This window comes from Photobacterium arenosum (assembly GCF_014841115.1).
GTDB classification, from domain to species: domain Bacteria; phylum Pseudomonadota; class Gammaproteobacteria; order Enterobacterales; family Vibrionaceae; genus Photobacterium; species Photobacterium arenosum.
The window spans coordinates 367,272-388,785 of sequence record NZ_JACYTP010000002.1; the positions used below are offsets into that span (position 1 = coordinate 367,272).

Below are 21,514 nucleotides of genomic sequence, written 5' to 3' on the forward strand. Positions count from 1 at the left end.
GAGGTAACAACATGAAACTGAATTTTTCGATTTACCGTTATAACCCTGATGTAGATAACGCGCCGCACATGAAAGGGTATACGCTGGAAGTGCCTGAAGGCTCTGACATGATGGTTCTGGATGCACTGATTCTGTTGAAAGAGCAGGATCCATCGCTGTCTTTCCGTCGTTCATGCCGTGAGGGTGTTTGCGGTTCTGATGGTATCAACATGAATGGCAAGAACGGCCTGGCCTGTATTACCCCGCTGTCGGCGTTGATGAATCAGAAAACGATCGTGATTCGTCCGTTGCCGGGTTTGCCTGTCATTCGTGACCTTATCATTGATATGGAGCAGTTCTACACCAACTATGCCAAGGTGAAGCCGTTCCTGATTAATGACAGCGAGCACCCGCCTGCGCGGGAAAACCTGCAGTCTCCGGAAGAGCGTGCGCATCTTGATGGCCTGTACGAATGCATTATGTGTGCCTGTTGCTCGACCTCATGTCCGTCATTCTGGTGGAACCCGGACAAGTTTATCGGTCCTGCAGGCCTGCTGGCGGCGTACCGTTGGTTAATCGACAGTCGTGACACGGCAACTGAAGAGCGCTTATCCGATCTTGATGATGCATTTAGCGTGTTCCGCTGCCACAGCATCATGAACTGTGTCAGCGTGTGTCCAAAAGGGCTCAACCCGACGAAAGCAATCGGCAATATCCGATCTATGTTGCTTAAACGTTCGGTGTAAATCTATAGAATTATCGATATGCCAGCAGAGCAATTTGCTGGCTTTTTAGCCCGGCGTAACAACCGGTGCAAGTGGCGATAACAAGTGGTTAAGGGAAAAAAATGCAGAACGGCGTTATGAAGGCTTGGCTTGAGTCTTCACATCTGGCTGGCGCCAACGCAACTTATGTAGAAGACCTCTACGAGTTGTATCTAAGCGACCCAGAATTAGTTGACGAAGAATGGCGTCACGTTTTTAGTGAACTGCCTGTTGTGAATGGTGTTGTCGTTGAGCAGCCGCATTCGCGTGTTCGTGATTACTTCCGGCGTTTAGCGAAAGAGACGACCTTTTTAAGTGCTAACGTCAGCGATCCTGATGTTGATGTCAAACAGGTTAAGGTACTGCAGCTTATCAACGCATACCGTTTCCGTGGTCATCAGCATGCAAACCTGGATCCGCTGGGATTATGGCAGCAGGAACGTGTTTCGGACCTGGATCCTGCGTTTCATAATCTCACTGCGGAAGATTTTGACCAAAGCTTCAATGTCGGTTCATTTGCCGTAGGCAAAGAGACAATGAAGCTTTCTGAGATCTATGAGGCATTGAAAAACACCTATTGTGGCTCAATTGGTGCTGAGTACATGCACATTACTGATACCGAAGAAAAACGCTGGATTCAGCAGCGTCTGGAATCAGTCGTCGGTAAAGGCGCGTTTACTCAGGAAGAAAAGCAGACATTTTTGGATGAGCTGACTGCGGCCGAAGGTCTGGAGCGTTATCTGGGGGCGAAATTCCCAGGGGCAAAACGTTTCTCACTGGAAGGCGGTGATGCGCTTATCCCTATGATGAAAGAGCTGATTCGTGCAGCCGGAAAAAGCGGTGTTCGGGAAGTAGTGGTGGGAATGGCCCACCGTGGTCGACTGAACATGCTGGTGAACGTTCTGGGTAAAAAGCCTCAGGACTTGTTCGATGAATTTGCCGGTAAGCATGGCGAATCATGGGGAACCGGTGATGTGAAATACCACCAGGGCTTCTCTGCTGATTTCGCGACACCAGGCGGCGATGTGCATCTGGCCCTTGCCTTTAACCCCTCTCACCTTGAAATCGTTAACCCGGTTGTTGTCGGCTCTGTTCGCGCACGTCAGGACCGCTTGGGTGACAAAGACGGTTCCATGGTACTGCCAATCACTATTCACGGTGACTCAGCAATCGCGGGTCAGGGTGTAGTGGCTGAAACCTTCAACATGTCCCAGTCCCGGGGTTACCGTGTTGGTGGTACGGTACGCATTGTGGTGAACAACCAGATTGGTTTCACTACGTCTAATCCGATGGATACCCGTTCAACGCAGTACTGTACTGATATCGCTAAGATGGTGCAGTCGCCGATATTCCACGTTAATGCTGATGATCCTGAAGCGGTTGCTTTTGTGACTCGTCTTGCGCTGGATTACCGCAATGAATTTAAGCGTGATGTGGTTATTGATCTGGTCTGTTACCGCCGCCATGGTCACAACGAAGCGGATGAGCCGAGCGCGACTCAGCCACTGATGTACCAAAAGATCAAAAAACACCCAACTCCACGCAAGATTTACGCAGATATTCTGGTTGACGAGAAGAGCATAGACGCTGAAACGGCGACTGTACTTGTCAATGAATACCGTGATGCACTTGACCGCGGCGAATGCGTGGTGAAAGAGTGGCGTCCGATGAAACTGCACTCAGTGGATTGGGCTCCGTACCTGGGCCACGACTGGACCAAAGAATGGGATCATAAAGTTGGTCGTCAGCGACTGCATGAACTGGGTCAGCGTGTTTGTCAGTATCCTGAAAGCCACAAACTGCAAAGCCGTGTACAGAAACTGTATAACGATCGCCAGTCTATGGTAGCGGGTGAGAAAGGTGTCGACTGGGGTATGGCCGAAACGCTGGCCTATGCAACTCTGGTTGATGATGGTCATCGCATCCGTATTACGGGCCAGGATTCCGGACGTGGTACTTTCTTCCATCGTCATGCGGTGCTGCATAATCAAGGTGATGCCAGCACATACATGCCTTTGGCGAACCTTCATGACAAACAAGGTCCGTTCCAGGTTTTCGACTCTGTGCTGTCAGAAGAAGCTGTATTGGCCTTTGAATATGGCTATGCCACGGCAGAGCCGGGTGGCCTGACAATCTGGGAAGCTCAGTTCGGTGATTTTGCGAACGGTGCTCAGGTTGTCATCGATCAGTTCATCAGTTCTGGTGAGCAGAAGTGGGGCCGTATGTGCGGTCTGACTATGTTGCTGCCGCATGGCTATGAAGGCCAGGGCCCGGAGCACTCCTCTGCGCGTCTGGAACGTTACCTGCAGCTGTGTGCTGAACAAAACATGCAGGTTGTGATTCCTTCAACGCCGGCTCAGGTTTATCACATGATTCGTCGTCAGGTGCTGCGCCCGATGCGTCGTCCTCTGATTGTCATGTCGCCTAAATCACTACTGCGTCATCCGCTGTGTACTTCAACTATGGATGACCTGGCTGAAGGTAATTTCCTGCCTGCCATCGGTGAGATTGATGCGCTGGATCCGAAACAAGTGAAACGTGTTGTACTGTGTTCAGGTAAGGTGTATTACGATCTGCTGGAACAACGTCGCAAGCGTGAGCAGACGGATGTCGCCATTATCCGAATTGAACAGCTGTACCCATTCCCGAAAGAGGATGTGGAAGCTGCACTGGCTGATTATCAGCATGTGACTGACTTCGCATGGTGTCAGGAAGAGCCGCAAAACCAGGGTGCCTGGTACAGCAGCCAGCATAATTTCCGTGCTGCCCTGCCTGCAGGCTCGCAACTAGCTTATGCCGGCCGCCCAGCGTCAGCTTCACCTGCCGTTGGTTATATGTCAGTACACTTGAAACAACAGAAAGCGTTGATTGATGACGCACTGAATACAGAACAATAAACCCAGAGCTGGAACAAAAAGGACAAACTGAGATGACAATCGAAATTCTGGTTCCCGATTTACCTGAATCAGTAGCAGACGCAACCGTAGCCACCTGGCACAAGAAACCAGGTGATGCAGTAAGCCGTGATGAAGTTCTGGTAGATATCGAAACGGATAAAGTAGTGCTGGAAGTACCTGCACCTGAAGATGGCATTCTTGAAGCTATTTTCGAGGAAGAAGGTACCACAGTGCTGACCAAGCAGCTGCTGGGTAAAATCAAAGCAGGCGCGGTTGCCGGCGAACCAACTAAAGATACGACTGCCAGTGCGGAAGCGTCACCAACAAAACGTACTACTGCTTCTTTGGCTGAAGAGACCAATGATGCGCTGAGCCCGGCTGTACGCCGTCTTATCAGCGAGCACGGTATCGATGCATCGGCTGTGAAAGGTAGTGGTGTGGGTGGCCGTATCACTCGTGAAGACGTAGAAGCCTTCGTGAAAAATGGCAAGTCTGCATCTGCAGCTCCGGTTGCTGAAGCGAAAGTGGAAGCTCCTCTGGCTCATCGCAGTGAAAAGCGTGTCCCTATGACCCGTCTGCGTAAGCGTATTGCGGAGCGTCTGCTGGAAGCGAAGAACAGCACAGCGATGCTGACGACCTTCAATGAAGTGAACATGAAGCCAATCATGGACTTGCGTAAGCAGTACCAAGGCATCTTTGAAGAGCGTCATGGTATTCGTCTGGGCTTTATGTCTTTCTATGTCAAAGCGGTTGTTGAAGCGCTGAAGCGTTTCCCGGAAGTGAATGCGTCTATTGACGGTGATGATGTTGTTTACCACAACTTCTTCGATGTCAGCATTGCCGTATCAACCCCTCGTGGTCTGGTTACCCCGGTACTGCGTGATTGTGACAAACTGAGCCTGGCTGAGATCGAAAAAGGTATCCGTGAACTGGCAATCAAGGGCCGTGACGGCAAGCTGACAGTTGATGAACTGACTGGCGGTAACTTCACTATCACCAACGGTGGTGTATTCGGCTCGCTGATGTCTACGCCAATTATCAACCCACCTCAGGGCGCTATTCTGGGTATGCATAAGATCCAGGACCGTCCAATGGCCGTTGATGGTAAGGTTGAAATCCTGCCTATGATGTACCTGGCGCTGTCTTATGACCACCGTCTGATTGATGGTAAAGAGTCGGTAGGCTACCTGGTAACCGTTAAAGAATTACTTGAAGACCCAACACGTCTGCTTCTGGACGTGTAACACTGCGCATAACGATCCGCCACTGTTCTGAGGTGGCGGTTGTTGAGCCAGATTGATTGACGAAGGAATACCCAAGAGTATTTCAATGGATATAACACGTCCCACAGGGATTAGAGAACGGATAGAACATAATGAATCTGCACGAATATCAGGCAAAACAACTTTTTGCTGAGTATGGCCTGCCAGTTCCTGAAGGCTATGCTTGTGATACCCCACAAGAGGCTGCTGAAGCAGCAGGTAAAATCGGCGGTGATAAGTGGGTCATCAAATGTCAGGTTCACGCTGGTGGCCGCGGTAAAGCGGGCGGCGTAGAACTGCATGACACCAAAGAAGACCTTAAAGAATTTGCACAAAAGTGGCTGGGTAAAAACCTGGTGACTTATCAGACTGATGCAAACGGTCAGCCAGTAACCAAAATCCTGGTTGAAGAAGCCTCTAACATTGCAAACGAACTGTATCTGGGTGCTGTTGTAGACCGTGGTACTCGCCGTATCGTTTTCATGGCATCAACTGAAGGTGGTGTGGAAATTGAGAAAGTTGCCGAAGAAACCCCTGAGCTGATCCACAAAGCGGCTATCGATCCACTGGTTGGCCCACAGGCCTATCAGGGTCGTGAACTGGCATTTAAACTGGGCCTGAAAGGCGATCAGATCAAGCAGTTTGTGAAAATCTTCATGGGTCTGGGCCAGATGTTTGCTCAGTATGACCTGGCTCTGCTGGAGATTAACCCGCTTGTGATTACCGGTGAAGGTAACCTGCTGTGCCTGGACGGTAAAATCAACATCGATTCAAACGCCATGTACCGCCAGCCCAAACTGCGTGATATGCACGATGCTTCTCAGGAAGATGCACGTGAAGCACACGCAGCACAATGGGAGCTGAACTATGTTGCTCTGGACGGTAACGTTGGCTGTATGGTGAACGGTGCGGGTCTGGCCATGGGTACCATGGACATTGTAAACCTGCACGGCGGCAAGCCGGCAAACTTCCTGGATGTTGGTGGCGGTGCGACCAAAGAGCGCGTTGCAGAAGCATTCAAGATCATCCTGTCTGACGATAATGTTAAAGCCGTACTGGTTAACATCTTCGGTGGTATCGTTCGTTGCGACATGATTGCAGAAGGTATCATCGGCGCGGTTAAAGAAGTTGGCGTGACTGTACCGGTTGTGGTTCGTCTGGAAGGTACTAACGCTGACCTGGGTCGCGAAGTACTGGCCAAGTCAGGTCTGGATATCATTGCAGCTGAGTCGCTAACCGACGCAGCTCAGAAAGTTGTTGCTGCTGCGGAGGGCAAATAAGAATGTCTGTACTAATTAATAAAGACACTAAAGTTATCTGCCAGGGTTTCACTGGCGGTCAGGGTACTTTCCACTCTGAGCAGGCAATTGCATACGGTACGCAAATGGTTGGCGGTGTGTCACCAGGTAAAGGCGGTACAACACACCTGGATTTGCCAGTGTTCAACACTGTGCGCGAAGCCGTAGAAGCAACAGGTGCAACAGCTTCTGTTATCTACGTTCCGGCACCATTTTGTAAAGATGCCATTCTGGAAGCGATTGATGCGGGTATCAAACTGATCGTTACCATCACTGAGGGTATCCCGACAACAGATATGATCGACGTGAAAGTGAAGCTGGAAGAAACCGGTGTTCGCATGATTGGTCCTAACTGCCCGGGTGTGATCACGCCTGATGAATGTAAGATCGGCATCATGCCTGGTCATATTCACAAGAAAGGTAAAGTGGGTATTGTTTCTCGTTCAGGAACCCTGACTTATGAAGCAGTAAAACAAACCACAGATGAAGGTTTCGGCCAGTCTACTTGTGTAGGTATTGGTGGTGACCCGATTCCAGGGTCAAACTTCATTGATATCCTGAAATTGTTCCAGGAAGACCCTGAGACTGAAGCAATCGTGATGATTGGTGAAATCGGTGGTACTGCGGAAGAAGAAGCAGCAGCATTTATCAAAGAGAATGTCACTAAACCGGTTGTTTCTTATATTGCGGGTGTGACTGCTCCTCCAGGTAAGCGTATGGGCCATGCCGGTGCAATTATTTCTGGTGGTAAAGGTACTGCGGAAGATAAGTTCTCAGCACTGGAATCTGCGGGAGTTAAAACCGTTAAAAGCCTGGCAGAGATCGGTAAAGCACTGAGAGAAGTTACTGGCTGGTAATAGACAAGTCAGACTACGACTGCAACAAGAAGCCCGTTATTGACGGGCTTTTTTTGATCTCAGCTCGGGTATTAGTTTTACCTGGCGTAAAGCCTTACTTGGCTGTTGAGTGAGGCGCATCAAACAAAAAAAGCCCGGCGTGATTGCGCCGGGCTTTTGTTAATGCATTACACGTATCCGCTTAGTATTTGAAGCGGGTAGTCAGTAACAGTTGATCGCCGTAAACATCGTTAAAACGACCTTCAGCGCCGATTGAAAACAGCTCAGTGGCGTGGAAACGACCATAAACAGAACCGAATGTTTCTTCGATTTTATGGACGTTAATGTGGCCGAGCTTGGCACCTACTTCAAGTTGCGGGCCTAACCATTGACGAACACCCAGGTTGATTTCCATACCTGTTTTGCCTGTGCTGTCGTTAAACTCGTCTTTGTTCTTGATGTTGCGCGCTTTAAGCTCACCCGTCAGATCAGCCCAGTTGTTAATAGGTGCATGGAAGCCAACACCTAAGGCAAGATCCCAGTCGCTTTCGAATTCAGAATCGATGCTACCGGTTAAATGTGCATTCGGGTGGATAGATTTGCTGAAACCTGCACCATAGGTTAATGGGCTCAGGCCAATTCGCACTTCTGTATAGTCGTAGCTGAAGTTGCTCATAGTATTAGCTGAATTAGCTTGAGCTGCTGAAGCCAATGATAGTAGCAGGGCACCAGCGATAAACGATTTACGCATGAATCTTCATCCAAAGAACAAAAAATGAATTGGAGCATTTTAATCAACTCGTCCCTGCAATAACAGGTTGGCCTTAGATTAAGTGCCGTATTACGGGGACAATAGAGTAAAAATGCAGCAAAAATCACATAATTGTGATCATTGACAAATTTTTAATAAGCTATTTTATCACAATAATGGATAGAACATTTTTATTGTATTAATTCGTTGCCAGATTTTGTCCCTTGCGCAAAATGATTGAGATTCGAGAGCGTGGTGTCGGCGATGTTGGCCAGCGCTTCTTCCGTTAAGAAGGCCTGATGACCGGTGAACAGCACATTGTGGCAGGAAGATAAACGACGAAAAACGTCATCCTGAATAATGTCGTTGGACTTATCCTCAAAGAATAAATCTTTTTCATTTTCGTAGACATCCACTCCGAGTGAGCCGATTTTCTGGCTTTTGAGTGCTTCAATCGCATCTTTCGAGTTAAGCAGCTCACCACGGCTGGTATTAATGATCATGACACCGTCGCGCATCTTGCTAAAAGAACGCGCGTCCAACATGTGGTAATTCTCTTTGCTCATCGGGCAGTGCAGGGTAATGACATCCGATTGGCGGTAAATCTCGTCCAGCGAGGTGTAAGTCGCCCCCAGTTTTATCGCTTCAGGGTTTTCATAAGGATCGTGGGCCAGAATGGTCATGCCCAGGCCTTTCAGGATGTGCATGGTGGCGATACCTATCCGGCCGGTGCCGATAACCCCGACGGTTTTGCCATAAAAGTTAAAACCCGTCAGGCCGTCCAATGAAAAGTTGGCATCCCGTGTGCGTTGGTATGCACGGTGAATTTTACGGTTAAGACTCAGCATTAACCCAACAGTATGTTCTGCAATGGCTTGCGGAGAGTAAGCGGGAACCCGAACAATTTGCAGACCGTACATTTTGGCGGCATCTACATCCACTTTATCAAATCCGGCACAGCGCATGGCAATGGCACGCACTCCCAGAATAGATAAAGCTTCAATCACGGGTTTGCTCAGGTCGTCGTTCACAAATGCGCAGACAGCATCATAGCCGTGGGCCAGTTTCGCGGTTTGCAGGTTGAGTTGAATATCGAAGAAACTCAGTTGGTGGCCAAAAAGCTGATTGCTTTTATTGAAAGAAATTTGATCGTATTTTTTGGCGCTGAACACGGCAACTTTCATTACTGCACTCCTTGAATCTGAAATTGCGATCACTTTCCCACAGTGCGCACCGGCTGACAAGCAGATTAATCACCCGTGCTCAGTGATAAAAGTCATTGATCCATAGAGCAAAGATGGTGTTTGTAATACACTCATTGCATTCATTACGAAATAATCATTGGAAAGAAACATGTTAGGAAAAATAGGAGCTGTTGCAGGTGCGGTAGCAGTGGTGTTGTGCTGGCCTCTGGCAGTCGGTCAGATTGGCGAACGTATTTATCAGGACACTGTGGGGGAATACAACAGCCCTTATGTTTCTGTCACCACTGAGCGCTATGACCGAGGATATCTGACCTCTCATGCTGTGTCGAAAATTGCGCTGAAGTCCAGTTGGAAAGAGATTTTCGCAGAGCAGGACTGGCCGACTGAATGGCATATTGCACATGAGATTCATCATGGAGTATTTGGGGTTACTTCCAACAGTACGCTGGTGGTTGATGATAAGGTCGCCTCTCAGGTTGAAGCCTGGTGGGGCAGTGATGCGGTGCCATTAACCTTAACTACGCACACTGCACTGACAAGAAAAACCGATCTTGATTTAACCCTGAATCCTTTTGTCTATAACGATCAGGATGGTAATGCCTTTCAGTCTGAGCCGCTGACGTTTACCGGCACTGTCTCTGCTGATGGAAACGGCACTTTCAGTTATGCGCTGAAAGATGCATTATTGCAGACAGTCGCTGATGAAAGCATGCAGGTATCTGGTGTGACAGGTGGCGGGGATGGCCGCTGGGACGGACGTTTCTGGATTGGCAACCAGCAACTGCAGATAAGCAAACTGGCGTTTGCCAATCATCAGACTCAAGAGTCTGTGGATCTGGATACCATCAAGGTAGCGTCACTCAATAGCCTGTCAGAAGCTCAGGCAGCGACAGAGGAGAGTCCGGCAGTCAGTGCGCAGTTAACGAACAGCAACCAGCTCAGCATCGCGTCTCTGACCAGTCTGGACGGCAAGCAATACCAGAGATTCAATGTCGATTTGCTGTTGTCTGATCTCGATTATGACGCGGTAACCCGGCTCAGTGCGCTGGGTGATCAGCTGGACGGCGAATTATCCCCGGCTCAGGTTCAGGATATGGCGTTAGCGCTGGATCTGCTGGTTGCCAAAGGGCTGACCGTGAACCTGAAAGATATCAGTGTGGCAGCACCGGAAGGGCCAATAAAAGGCAATGTTCGTCTTACTGTGCAGCCTGGCTTGGCGCGCGCGTCGCAGAATCTGGCACAAATTACCAGCAAACTTGATGGTGATATGTATTTTGAGTTCCCGTCCGAGTTGCTGACATGGACTGAAGGGCTGGAACCTCAGACCGACAGGCTGGTTAAAAGCGGTGTGCTGACGATTAAAGAAGACAGGGCATTTATTGCTCTGAAACTGGTGGGCGATAAGGTAATTCTGGGTAATGGCGATCAATTACCCCTGGCTATGTTTATGATGTTGCTCCTTTCTTAAGCACGCATCATAGGTAACGGCAATGAATAAAATAGAACCTATCAATTTAGACATTTTGCTGAAATCGACGACACTTAAGGTATCGGCGCAGGGATAAGCACTCAGATTGACACACTCTGAATCTGCCTGCGGTTATATAAGAAAAATTTCAGGGGGATACATGGAGTCGATTAAAGTCAGAGATTATATGAATACCCGACCGGTAACCTTTGAAGCAGGTATGTCGTTGTCTAAAGCGTTGGACAAGATGTTGTCATCCAAGCAGATTGGCGGGCCTGTTGTTGATGAGTACCGCAGAGTGGTGGGTTTTGTGTCTGAACAGGATTTTATTCAGAAGTTACTGAAAGTCGGTTATCACTGCCAGGATACCCACACAGTGGGTGATGTCATGCGTACGGATGTGCTGACAGTCAACCCGGAGACCAGCATTATTACTCTTGCTGAAACCATGTCCGGGCAAAAACCTAAGCTGTATCCGGTTGTGGAAGGCGGGAGACTGGTTGGTATTATTACCCGCCGCAATGTGCTTTCCGCTATCAGTGATCAAATTGGTGATTGCTTTAAGCACCCGGTTTAATGCTGTTTGTACAGGCGCTGCTGCGCCTGTATTTTTGAGCTCTGTATTCATCCATTCACTCAATGATTGAGATCTGTATTTATCGCTTGACCTTGGAGGTAACTCCAAGGTTTATATTTATCCAGAAGCTTACTTTGACTGAATAAGGAATAACAGTATGTGTCATCAATGCCATAATAAAAAACCGCACATCCATACCATCAAGCCTGCCAGTACCGGCAGCAGTGTATGTGTCGAACAAGGCGCAATGGCTGTCTCTGCTGCCGGTGGTGTGTCCGCTTCTGTGACAGCAGGTTGCTGTGAAGGATCGTGCGACTCAGGAGGCAGTGAAGAGAGCGACCCCGCCAGGCGGCGAGTTTTATTGTCAACACAGCCCCATGGCGATAAGGCTGCTGCCTTGTCCGGTATCCGGCAAATTACCCCCCATACGACGCCGTCAGGCTCCGCTGCCACTCATTCCTATGAGTCGGATAATCCAAACACCTTTCATCAGGCATCGCCGGCAAAGGGCGCAGCCCCTCAGCAAAGTACTGAACCAACTGCCGTTGCGCGTTTTAGCTGGCAAGTGCAGGGCATGGATTGTCCGAGCTGTGCTGCAAAGCTGGAAAAAGCTATTCTGGCTATCGACGGTGTCGAGCAGGCATCGGTGATCTTTTCCACAGAGAAGTTGGTGGTCGCCGGAACGTCATCGCGCATGATGTCTGAGGTGGAGGCCACCGCCAAAGCAACGGGCTTCCCATTGCGTCGGCCGCAGCAGAGTAAGGATGCCCCTGCTCCGGGGTTCATGCAGACTTATGGCATGCTCGCGCTGACAGCCGCCCTGGTTTTAGTGTCTTATTTAATATCCACTCAGTCTGACACGTTGGGGTTGATTGCTTTTTCAGCCACCACGCTGGTGGGCTTGACCCCGATTATTGGTAAAGCCATCAAACTGGCTAAAAACGGTTCGCCGTTTTCAATTGAAACCCTGATGAGTGTGGCCGCTGTTGGCGCGCTCTATCTGGGCGAAACGGCTGAAGCGGCGATGGTGTTATTGCTGTTTCTCATTGGTGAACAACTGGAAGGCTATGCGTCTGCCCGTGCCCGCAGCGGGGTAAAAGCCCTTATGGCGTTGGTGCCGGAGACAGCGATGCGTGTCGACACCAACGGCCAGGTACGCGAAGTGGCCGCCGATCAGCTCCGTCCCGGCGATGTTATTGCAGTGGCACCGGGTGCCCGGCTGCCCGCTGATGCCATATTGCTTGATAAGGCAGCCAGCTTTGATGAAAGTGCCTTAACCGGTGAATCAGTGCCTGTAGAGCGCTTTGCGGGAGAGCGAATTCTTGCCGGCTCACTGTCGGCCGATCATCTGGTGCGGGTCAAAGTCGAGTCTGAACAGGGTGAAAATGCCATCGACCGTATACTGCACCTGATTGAAAACGCAGAAGCCAGTAAAGCACCGATAGAACGTTTTATTGATCGTTTCAGCCGCTGGTACACCCCTGCGATGATTGCTCTGGCGACGCTGATTGTGTTGGTTCCGACTGTGTTGTTTGGCCTGTCCTGGGATGAATGGCTGTATAAAGGACTGACATTACTGCTGATTGCCTGCCCATGTGCTCTGGTGATCTCAACCCCGGCGGCTATTACCTCGGGACTGGCGGCAGCGGCGCGTCGCGGAGCCCTGATTAAAGGCGGTGCGGCACTGGAGCAATTGGGCCAGACGCAGGTGGTCGCGTTTGATAAGACAGGCACCTTAACCCAGGGTAAACCGCGGGTAACGGATGTGCTCGTCTGGCAAGGCGATGAAACAAGGCTGCTTAGCGAAGCCGCCGCAATAGAAACCGGATCGCTGCATCCGCTGGCGCAGGCTGTGATCGAAAAAGCCCGCCAGCAGGGGTTGGCGGTACCGCATGCTGAAAACCGCAAAGCGCTGCCTGGCCGCGGGATACAGGGTGTGGTTGCTGGTACTGTCATCCACCTTCTCGCCACAGATCGTCTTGATGATCCCGGCCGGATAACCCAATCCCAGCAGGCTGACATCGACAACCTGAGCGATGAAGGCAAAACCCTGGTAGTGGTGCTACGCGATAACGTGCCGGTCGGACTGATCGCCTGGCGGGATAATCTGCGTGAAGATGCCCTGGTGGCGGTCGACAGGCTCAAAACGTTAGGCATTCGCAGTGTGATGTTAACCGGAGATAACTTGCGGGCTGCTAAGGCAATCGCTTCTGAGGTCGGTGTCGATTTTCGGGCCAGCCTGTTGCCCGAAGATAAAGTCACTGAAGTCGCTCAGTGGAGCCGTGACTATAAAGTGGCTATGGTGGGCGACGGCATTAATGATGCGCCGGCGATGAAAATGGCCAGTGTCGGCATTGCAATGGGAAGCGGCACGGACGTGGCACTGGAAACCGCCGATGCGGCACTGACCCATAACCGTCTTAACGAATTACCGGACATGATTGCTTTATCGCGAATGACGCTGGCCAATATCCGTCAGAACATCAGTCTGGCCCTGGGCCTCAAGTTGATCTTCCTGTTCACCACTTTGCTGGGCTGGACAGGGCTTTGGGTTGCCGTACTGGCAGACAGCGGTGCCACAGCGCTGGTGACTGTGAATGCGCTGAGATTGCTGCGGTTTAAGCCAGGCAAGTAATGTGATGCTGGTTCAGCGCTCAGGCTGAGCTACAATCAGAAGGCTTGAGCACTGGCTCGAGCCTTTTCTCTATGCAGAGCCTTAATAAGGCAACATATAACATTGATTGCTCAAGCGAAAACCAAAACGGATGCCTTCTGTCTGGTGAAAGTGCATGGCTTCAGGAAAAGAAACCAGATTGCATAATAGTGTGATATATGATCTATTTTAGTGAATCCGTTGCATTTACATGTGCTTTTAATGTGATGTTAATCACCAATATGCTGGCAGTGATGAGCTATGGTTAGCGGGTATTCGAGAGTTCAAGTTGTTGAATAAGATCCCATAATAGGCCGCCACAAAGCAGGCCACACAATGAAGGATAGAATTATGTCTGAGACCGCGGTATTCCATCTGGGTGTTACTAAAGCTGATCTTCAGGGCGCTGAAATTGCTATTATTCCCGGTGACCCGGCACGCGTTGAAAAAATTGCCAACCTGATGGATGAGCCTGAGTTTTTAAACAGTGCCCGTGAGTACACGCTGTATCGTGCAAAGCTGGATGGTAAATCCGTTGTAGTATGTTCGACCGGTATCGGTGGCCCATCCACCTCAATTGCTGTTGAAGAGCTGGCTCAACTGGGTGTACGTACTTTCCTGCGTGTTGGTACGACAGGTGCAATTCAGCCGCATATCAACGTGGGTGACATGATAGTGACCACTGGCTCTGTGCGCCTGGACGGTGCCAGCCTGCACTTTGCGCCAATGGAATTCCCGGCAGTGGCTGATTTCGACGTGGCGACTGCGATGAAAGAAGCGTGCGATGCGGAAGACACAGGAGTGCACACAGGTGTGACGGCTTCCAGTGATACTTTCTATCCGGGACAGGAGCGCTACGACACGTTCTCTGGCCGCGTTGTCCGTCGTTTCCAGGGTTCGATGAAAGAATGGCAGGACATGGGTGTGCTGAATTTTGAAATGGAATCAGCAACCTTACTGACCATGTGTGCAAGCTCGGGTCTGCGTGCCGGCTGTGTGGCGGGTGTGATTATCAACCGTACTCAGAAAGAGACGCCTGATCACGCGACGCTGAAAGAAACAGAAGCACGTGCTATCCGTGTTGTTGTTGACGCAGCTCGTCGTATGCTGAACAAGTAATCAGTTACCGGACATAAAAAAACCGATGCCAGATGCATCGGTTTTTCTTACCGCACAAAAGTGATTACAGCAGCCGGTTGGCCTGGCCGCCGGCAGCTTTGAACCAGGTATGCAGGTGTTGCTCCAGCTCACCCAGTTGTTCAGGGCCGATAATCGCCAGCCCTAAATCTTCAGCCCGTATCAGATCATGGTGACGAAGAGGGCGGAAACTCACCAGCATGGCACGTGCCTGCAGGCCACCTAACAAATCTCGCAGGGATTCCAGTTTGTACAGGGTATCGTCGCCATCATCCCGCATGCCTTTGGTTTTACACTCAATGATATGCAGCTTGTTATTAACGACAGTCGCCACATCAAGCTCATTGCGTACTTCCCGATCGCCAATCTGACGATACACCTGAACGCCCAGTGAATGATCCTGTATGGTAGGCAGCTTGCTTTGAATAGCTCTCACGGTACTGTGAACCAGGTTCTCCAGCCATTCACCGTTGGCAAAGCGTCGGGCTTCTTCGTGTTTGAACGTCAGAATGCCATTGTCATAGTGTGCCAGGCCCGTTTCCTGCAGATCGTTGATCAGTAGAGCCAGTTCTTTGTATCCCTGCTGTTTGTCACTCAACTCGACATCCAGCTTCTGTTCTTTGCGGCACGTTGTCGCCAGATAATTCAGAGTGGCCAGCCCGGGGCCAAGTTCCAGCGCTGAGCTTGCCCAGCGTTGCCCCAGATCCCAGAGCTGCTGATTGAGGGCTTCCGGTACACTTGTTTCGGGCAACTCGGCACGCGCGCCGAAGATAGTCAGGTAATCGGTGAGCTGGATGCGGTCTTCAACCTGCTGTTGCTCCCGGCCGGCGGGATACAGCCAGCACATCTCATCACTGTAGGGCTCAATGACATAAATCGGCCATTGGTAGCTCCTGAACACCTCATAGGCAGACAGCAGGCGGTGGCGAAGGCCGCAACTGGCATTGAACCAAACTTCACTGTTTGACTCTTTCAAACGGGTTGCCAGTTCATTCAGTCGCTGGCGAAGGGTTGTAATATTGATGGAGTCGGGAATGGTGAAAAATTCAGTCTCAATATCGCGGGGTATCAGTATCGAACTCAGGCGGCTATAGGTTTCTTGCTGCGATTCTGTACCGATAAAAATCATCTTTCCGGCTGGGACACCGTGGTCTAAAAGGGAAGTGATCAGCCTGACCGGGTCCTGATCGATAATGCCAACATGAGTAATCATAATTATCCTTTTGTACTTCGGCTGATACCGGCAAAGAACAGAAAGCCAGAAACGGCCGACACCAGAAAGTGAGTAAGTATTTATTTTATATGGGTGCATGGAAAACTTATTTCAAGCACTTAAAGAAAGTATCGGATATCTCCGCCGTTTTTGTTGGGGGATTGTCAATTTGGTGCATTTTTTGTGTGAGGGGATGTTGCGGTATAAAGGCATTGCATTTGTCTCTAAGACTGTGACAATACAGCATTTATGCAGGCTGTGAACCTGAAGCCCTTCCCCGGGGACGTATTGAACTGAGGGCGCTATGACACCAAAACAGGCACAAAAACTGACTATTCTTGATATCGCTAAACTGGCCGGGGTGGGTAAATCAACCGTCTCCAGAGTGCTGACACACGATCCGCGAGTGAAACCGGCGACACGAGAAAAAGTGGAGCAGGTGATCCGGGAATCCGGCTATGTGCCGTCTAAGTCAGCCCAATCAATGCGTGGTGGTAACAGCAGGGTCATTGGTATTCTTGTTTCGCGGCTGGATTCGCCGTCAGAAAATAAAGCGGTGCGCGGTATTCTGGAAGTCATCTACGCGGCTGATTATGACGCCGTTATCATGGAAAGCCAGTTCTGTACCGATAAAACCCGCGAGCACATCGCGGTGCTGGAAAAGCGTAATGTCGACGGGGTCATCGTATTTGGTTTCTCCGGGTTTGATTGCGCTATTTTAGACAGCTTTACACAACGTGCCGTTGTGATTGCTGTTGATACCGATTCTGTCTCATCTGTCAGTTACGACAACAAGGGCATGATTTCCCTGGCGATGGCTCAGTTCACCGGCAAGGGCCTCAAACATATCAGCTATATGGGGGTTGATCCTGCCGACCGGACAACAGGGCAATTGCGTCTGGACGCTTATCTGGAAGCCTGTGCGCAACAGCACATTGAGCCTTGTTATCAAACCGGCGAGCTCAGTTATGACAGTGCTTACACATTAACAGACGCTGTGCTTTCCACGCAGACCCAGGCCATTGTCTGTGCCAGTGATACTCTGGCGATGGGGGTGGCAAAAAGACTGCAGGAGTTAAACCGGACCGACGTTCTGGTGTCTGGTGTCGGGGCGACAGATTTGCTGCAGTTTATGTTTCCCAACACCTTCAGTGTCGATCCCGGATATTTTGACGCGGGTCAGCGCGCCGCCGATCTGCTGTTACAGCACCTTCGCCAGAGTGCGGATGTCACCCATCTGGTGCAGCGTTCCTGTCTGCCATTCTGATTGTGTGCCTGAGCGTTCAGGCACATACTCCTCCGTTTACCGTCTATTCTGAATAAAATGACACGCTTCGTGAGCTGAAACACAAAATGGGAACATTCCCATTTGCAATGTTTTCTATCGGGTTCATCATTGGGGTTGTTGGTTGGGAACATTCCCAAAAATGTAAAAACAATAACAATACCCTGTGTACCTTACGACTTAGACGGATATTGGCATGAGTAAAATAGATAAGCAGCAGATAGAGCAGCTGGTCGCCAGAATAGGCGGCGAGTCAAACATCGTCAGTGTCAGCCACTGCCTGACCCGGTTGCGTTTTGTATTGAAAGACCCGAAAGCGGCGAGTGTGCCCGATCTGGAAGCCATTGCTATGGTGAAAGGTTGTTTTACTAACGCCGGGCAATTTCAGGTGGTGATTGGCACCGAAGTTGACCAGGTGTATAAGCAGCTCAATGCAATGTTAGGTGACAAAGCGGTCAGTAAAGATGAGGCAAAAGTCGCCGCCCGCCAGAATATGAGCTTGCTTGAGCGCGGTATCTCGCACCTGGCCGAAATCTTTGTTCCCCTGTTACCTGCCATTATCACCGGCGGTCTGATCCTCGGTTTCAGAAATGTCATCGGCGATATTGCGATGTTTGATGGCCAAACTCTCACCCAGATCAGCCCGTTCTGGGCGCAGGTGCATGCCTTTTTATGGCTGATTGGTGAAGCAATTTTCTTCTTCCTGCCTGTAGGTGTGTGCTGGTCAACCGTGAAAAAACTGGGCGGCACACCTATTTTGGGCATAGTACTGGGGATAACCCTGGTCTCGCCACAATTGATGAATGCTTATCTGATCGGTAAGCAAGTGCCGGAAGTGTGGGATTTCGGCTGGTTTGTGATTGAGAAAGTGGGCTATCAGGCTCAGGTGATCCCCGCCATGCTGGCCGGTATTGCGTTAGCCTTTATTGAAACCAATCTCAGACGCATTATCCCGGATTATTTGTACCTGGTTATCGTTCCTTTCATTTCGCTGGTAACGGCGGTTGTCCTGGCTCATGCCCTGATAGGTCCGTTCGGACGTATGCTGGGCGATGGTGTGGCGTATGTCGCGAAAGCGGCCATGACAGGGGATTTTGCGATTCTCGGGGCCGTGTTATTTGGCTTCCTGTACGCCCCGCTGGTAATTACCGGTATTCACCACACTACCAACGCCGTGGATTTGCAGCTGATGCAGGACATGGGCGGAACGCCTATCTGGCCTTTGATTGCGCTGTCTAATATTGCTCAGGCATCTGCCGTGGTCGGCATTATCATCATCAGCAAGAAAGAAAATGAGCGTGAGATTTCCGTACCCGCCGCGATTTCAGCTTACCTGGGGGTGACAGAGCCGGCCATGTACGGGATTAACCTCAAATATAAATTCCCTATGCTGAGTGCCATGACAGGTTCAGCACTGGCTGCGGCGATTTGCGGTGCCGCCGGTGTGATGGCCAACGGCATTGGGGTTGGTGGTCTGCCGGGTATTCTGTCTATTCAGCCCCAGTACTGGCTGATCTATCTGCTGGCGATGCTGGTGGCAATTGTGGCGCCGCTGGTGCTGACCATTGTGATGTACAAGCGTGCCGCTGCGAAAGGCAAGCTCGATCAGCAACCACAAGCCGCGTAACGGCAATCACTTTCAACGGCAGTGTTCCAGCTGCCGTTTTTTCTGTACAGGTTAAGCAACATGACTAAGACAGCTCAGCCCTGGTGGCGAACAGCGACGGTTTATCAAATTTACCCCAAGAGCTTTGCCGACAGCGGCAACAAAGGCACGGGCGATATTAAAGGCATTACGCAACGTCTGGATTACCTTCAGACGCTGGGAGTGGATGCAATCTGGCTGACCCCTGTCTACGCCTCACCCATGGTGGATAACGGTTACGATATTTCCGACTACTACAGTATCAATCCGGATTTCGGCACCATGGAAGATTTCGACCGTCTGCTGGATGCCGCCCGCCAGCGGGGAATCCGCATCATTATGGACATAGTGGTCAATCATACCTCGACTGAGCATGCCTGGTTTCAGCAGGCACTGGCTGATAAGCACAGCCCGTATCGCGATTACTATATCTGGCACGATGCCGTGGATGGCGGCGAACCGAATAACTGGCAGTCAAAATTTGGCGGCAATGCCTGGCAGTGGCACGAACCGACACAGCAGTATTACCTGCACCTGTTTGCCAAAGAGCAGGCCGACCTGAACTGGGAAAACCCGCAAGTGCGTGAGGAAGTGAAACAGGTTATCCGTTTCTGGGCCGGGAAAGGGGTGGACGGTTTCCGTCTGGATGTCATCAATCTGATTTCCAAACAGCAGGACTTCCCGAACGACGACTCAGGCGACGGCCGGCGTTTTTATACCGACGGGCCGAAAGTGCACCAATACCTTCAGGAGATCAGTGCGGATGTGTTTCAGCAGTATGGTTCGGTCACTGTGGGGGAAATGTCCTCGACCACACTGGAACATTGCCAACAGTATTCAGCCAAGGACGGCAAAGAGCTGTCGATGGTGTTTAACTTTCATCACCTGAAAGTCGACTATCCGAATGGCGAAAAATGGAAACTGGCGCCGATGGATTTTCTGGCACTGAAACAGCTGTTCAGCCACTGGCAGCAGGGTTTGCATGACAAAGGCTGGGGCGCCTTGTTCTGGTGTAACCATGATCAGCCAAGGGTGGTGAGCCGGTTCGGCGATGATGGTGTATACCGTGAACTGTCAGCCAAAATGCTCGCCACGTCACTGCATATGATGCAGGGCACCCCTTATGTGTATCAGGGCGAGGAGCTGGGTATGACCAATCCCGGGTTCTCGGATATCGCTCAGTATCGTGATGTGGAAAGCATCAATATGTACCGGATTCTGACTCAGGAGCAGGGGATCAGCGAGCGGGATGCGCTGGCGATTCTGGCCGAGCGCTCGCGGGACAATTCCCGCACCCCGATGCAGTGGGACAGCCATCCTCATGCCGGTTTTACCCAAGGGACCCCCTGGATTGACGTTGCTGCGAACTTCCCGGCTATCAATGCGGAGCAGGCGGTAGCCGATCCGGATTCCGTGTTCCACTATTACCGGCAGCTGATTGCATTGCGTAAGAAAATCGCTGTGATAGCAGACGGCGATTACACGGATTTATTACCGGACGATCAGGCTCTGCATGTGTATCGCAGGCAGTGCGATGGTCAGGTACTGATCTGCCTGAATAACTACAGTGCAGACAGAGTAGCGTTTGATTTGAGCTGTTTGTCTGATCTGCCTGTCAGCCGGGGGGAAACCTTGCTGGCGAACTATAACGATGAGCAAGCCGGTGAGATCAGCCTGACCGGAAGGCTGCGGCCTTTTGAAAGCCGGATCTGGTTATTTACCTGAATCCGCAGTCACCATAAAGGAATGGCCTCACTGGGAACAGGAGGCCATTTTTCATTGTATTGCTACACCAGCGCCTCTGGCGGTGGTGCTTGTTACACCTGCGGCAACTGAGAAAGCAGCAGCCAGATGGCCAGCACGATGAAGATGCAACCCATGAACTTATTCTGGTTAGCCCGGAAGGCCGGGTTATTCAGTAATGGCCGTCCAAGGGTGCCCGCCAGCACGACCAGCAGCAGATTAAACGTCAGCCCCATAATGTTCAGCAGTAAACCCAGCGCCAGCATCTGCTCACCTGAGCTGGCTTCAATCTGGCCGGAGACAAACTGAGGCAGAAACAGCACAAAGAAAATCAAGGCCTTCGGGTTAAGCAGATTGCTGACGACAGCGCGGCGATACAGCGCCCGGGCCAGTCCATTTTGCCTGCCAACGGTGGGGGAGTCAGCCGGTGTGCTGCGCAGACAGTCCCAGCCCATCTTTAACAGGTACGCACCGCCCAGAAAACGCAGTGCCTCCAGTGCCAGGGGATTCATGGCGATGAGCGCAGAGACCCCCATCGCAGCCAGTACGGTCAGTACCAGTCCGGACGTGGCATTGCCCAGGCTGGCAAACAGGCCGACGCGTTTGCCATAACTCAGGCTGGAGCTGGCGATAAGCAGCATATCCGGACCGGGTACCAGCAACAGGGCAACCACCGCGGTGAGGTATAAGGGCAGTGTAGTGAAATCAATCATTGTCTGTGAATGTGAATCAGGAAAGTAAGAAGGACGGGATTCTATACCATCTCAGGCGTAAATGAAGAAAATATACGCCTGAGATGGT

At 50.9% G+C, this 21,514-nt stretch carries 16 protein-coding genes; 12 read left to right on the forward strand and 4 right to left on the reverse strand.

The genetic code is table 11. The annotated features are described in order from the left end of the window. Positions 1-11 precede the first annotated feature (11 nt). The 5 genes from IFO68_RS04940 (at position 12) to sucD (ending at position 7,057) form a co-directional block, all read left to right on the forward strand. Positions 12-725 (forward strand): succinate dehydrogenase iron-sulfur subunit, encoded by a 714-nt coding sequence (locus IFO68_RS04940; protein WP_027252631.1) that lies wholly within the window; start codon positions 12-14, stop codon positions 723-725. Positions 726-826: 101 nt separating this feature from the next. After that, on the forward strand, positions 827-3,640 hold the full coding sequence (gene sucA / locus IFO68_RS04945) for a 2-oxoglutarate dehydrogenase E1 component (protein ID WP_192014849.1): 2,814 nt from the start codon (positions 827-829) through the stop codon (positions 3,638-3,640). A gap of 32 nt (positions 3,641-3,672) precedes the next feature. Next, the gene (gene odhB / locus IFO68_RS04950) at positions 3,673-4,884 is read left to right on the forward strand and encodes a 2-oxoglutarate dehydrogenase complex dihydrolipoyllysine-residue succinyltransferase (protein WP_192014850.1); all 1,212 of its coding nucleotides are present in this window, start codon (positions 3,673-3,675) and stop codon (positions 4,882-4,884) included. A gap of 131 nt (positions 4,885-5,015) precedes the next feature. After that, entirely contained in the window at positions 5,016-6,182 is a 1,167-nt protein-coding gene (gene sucC / locus IFO68_RS04955) for an ADP-forming succinate--CoA ligase subunit beta (RefSeq protein ID WP_192014851.1), read from the forward strand. A 2-nt stretch (positions 6,183-6,184) separates the two neighbouring features. Further along, positions 6,185-7,057: a succinate--CoA ligase subunit alpha gene (sucD, locus tag IFO68_RS04960; protein ID WP_192014852.1), complete on the forward strand. Its 873-nt coding sequence runs from the start codon at positions 6,185-6,187 to the stop codon at positions 7,055-7,057. Positions 7,058-7,238: 181 nt separating this feature from the next. Here the strand turns inward: sucD and IFO68_RS04965 are convergent, their stop codons facing one another. Both IFO68_RS04965 and IFO68_RS04970 read right to left on the reverse strand, forming a co-directional pair. Then, on the reverse strand, positions 7,239-7,787 hold the full coding sequence (locus tag IFO68_RS04965; RefSeq protein WP_192014853.1) for a hypothetical protein: 549 nt from the start codon (positions 7,785-7,787) through the stop codon (positions 7,239-7,241). Between the two features lie 191 nt (positions 7,788-7,978). Continuing rightward, on the reverse strand, positions 7,979-8,971 hold the full coding sequence (locus IFO68_RS04970) for a 2-hydroxyacid dehydrogenase (protein WP_192014854.1): 993 nt from the start codon (positions 8,969-8,971) through the stop codon (positions 7,979-7,981). 169 nt (positions 8,972-9,140) lie between these two features. On the opposite strand from IFO68_RS04970, the gene IFO68_RS04975 reads away from it, so the two are divergent. The 4 genes from IFO68_RS04975 to udp all read left to right on the forward strand — a co-directional run bounded on the left by IFO68_RS04975 (position 9,141) and on the right by udp (position 14,809). Next, on the forward strand, positions 9,141-10,460 hold the full coding sequence (locus tag IFO68_RS04975; protein WP_192014855.1) for a DUF945 family protein: 1,320 nt from the start codon (positions 9,141-9,143) through the stop codon (positions 10,458-10,460). A 160-nt stretch (positions 10,461-10,620) separates the two neighbouring features. Beyond that, a complete protein-coding gene (locus IFO68_RS04980; RefSeq protein ID WP_192014856.1) occupies positions 10,621-11,037 on the forward strand; it encodes a CBS domain-containing protein in 417 nt (138 codons plus the stop codon). Between the two features lie 157 nt (positions 11,038-11,194). Continuing rightward, on the forward strand, positions 11,195-13,672 hold the full coding sequence (locus IFO68_RS04985; RefSeq protein ID WP_192014857.1) for a zinc/cadmium/mercury/lead-transporting ATPase: 2,478 nt from the start codon (positions 11,195-11,197) through the stop codon (positions 13,670-13,672). 369 nt (positions 13,673-14,041) lie between these two features. Next, positions 14,042-14,809: a uridine phosphorylase gene (gene udp, locus IFO68_RS04990; protein ID WP_027252621.1), complete on the forward strand. Its 768-nt coding sequence runs from the start codon at positions 14,042-14,044 to the stop codon at positions 14,807-14,809. A 64-nt stretch (positions 14,810-14,873) separates the two neighbouring features. Here udp and IFO68_RS04995 read toward each other — a convergent pair whose 3' ends face one another. Next, on the reverse strand, positions 14,874-16,040 hold the full coding sequence (locus IFO68_RS04995) for a Card1-like endonuclease domain-containing protein (RefSeq protein ID WP_192014858.1): 1,167 nt from the start codon (positions 16,038-16,040) through the stop codon (positions 14,874-14,876). 304 nt (positions 16,041-16,344) lie between these two features. Here IFO68_RS04995 and treR point away from each other — a divergent pair, with 304 nt between their 5' ends. From treR to treC, 3 genes are all read left to right on the forward strand, one after another. Then, positions 16,345-17,307 (forward strand): trehalose operon repressor TreR, encoded by a 963-nt coding sequence (gene treR, locus IFO68_RS05000; protein ID WP_192014859.1) that lies wholly within the window; start codon positions 16,345-16,347, stop codon positions 17,305-17,307. Positions 17,308-17,521: 214 nt separating this feature from the next. After that, on the forward strand, positions 17,522-18,952 hold the full coding sequence (gene treB, locus IFO68_RS05005; RefSeq protein ID WP_192014860.1) for a PTS trehalose transporter subunit IIBC: 1,431 nt from the start codon (positions 17,522-17,524) through the stop codon (positions 18,950-18,952). A gap of 60 nt (positions 18,953-19,012) precedes the next feature. Continuing rightward, positions 19,013-20,695 (forward strand): alpha,alpha-phosphotrehalase, encoded by a 1,683-nt coding sequence (gene treC / locus IFO68_RS05010; protein WP_192014861.1) that lies wholly within the window; start codon positions 19,013-19,015, stop codon positions 20,693-20,695. A gap of 92 nt (positions 20,696-20,787) precedes the next feature. On the opposite strand, the gene IFO68_RS05015 is transcribed toward treC, so the two are convergent. Next, the gene (locus tag IFO68_RS05015) at positions 20,788-21,426 is read right to left on the reverse strand and encodes a LysE family translocator (RefSeq protein ID WP_192014862.1); all 639 of its coding nucleotides are present in this window, start codon (positions 21,424-21,426) and stop codon (positions 20,788-20,790) included. Positions 21,427-21,514: the final 88 nt, after the last annotated feature.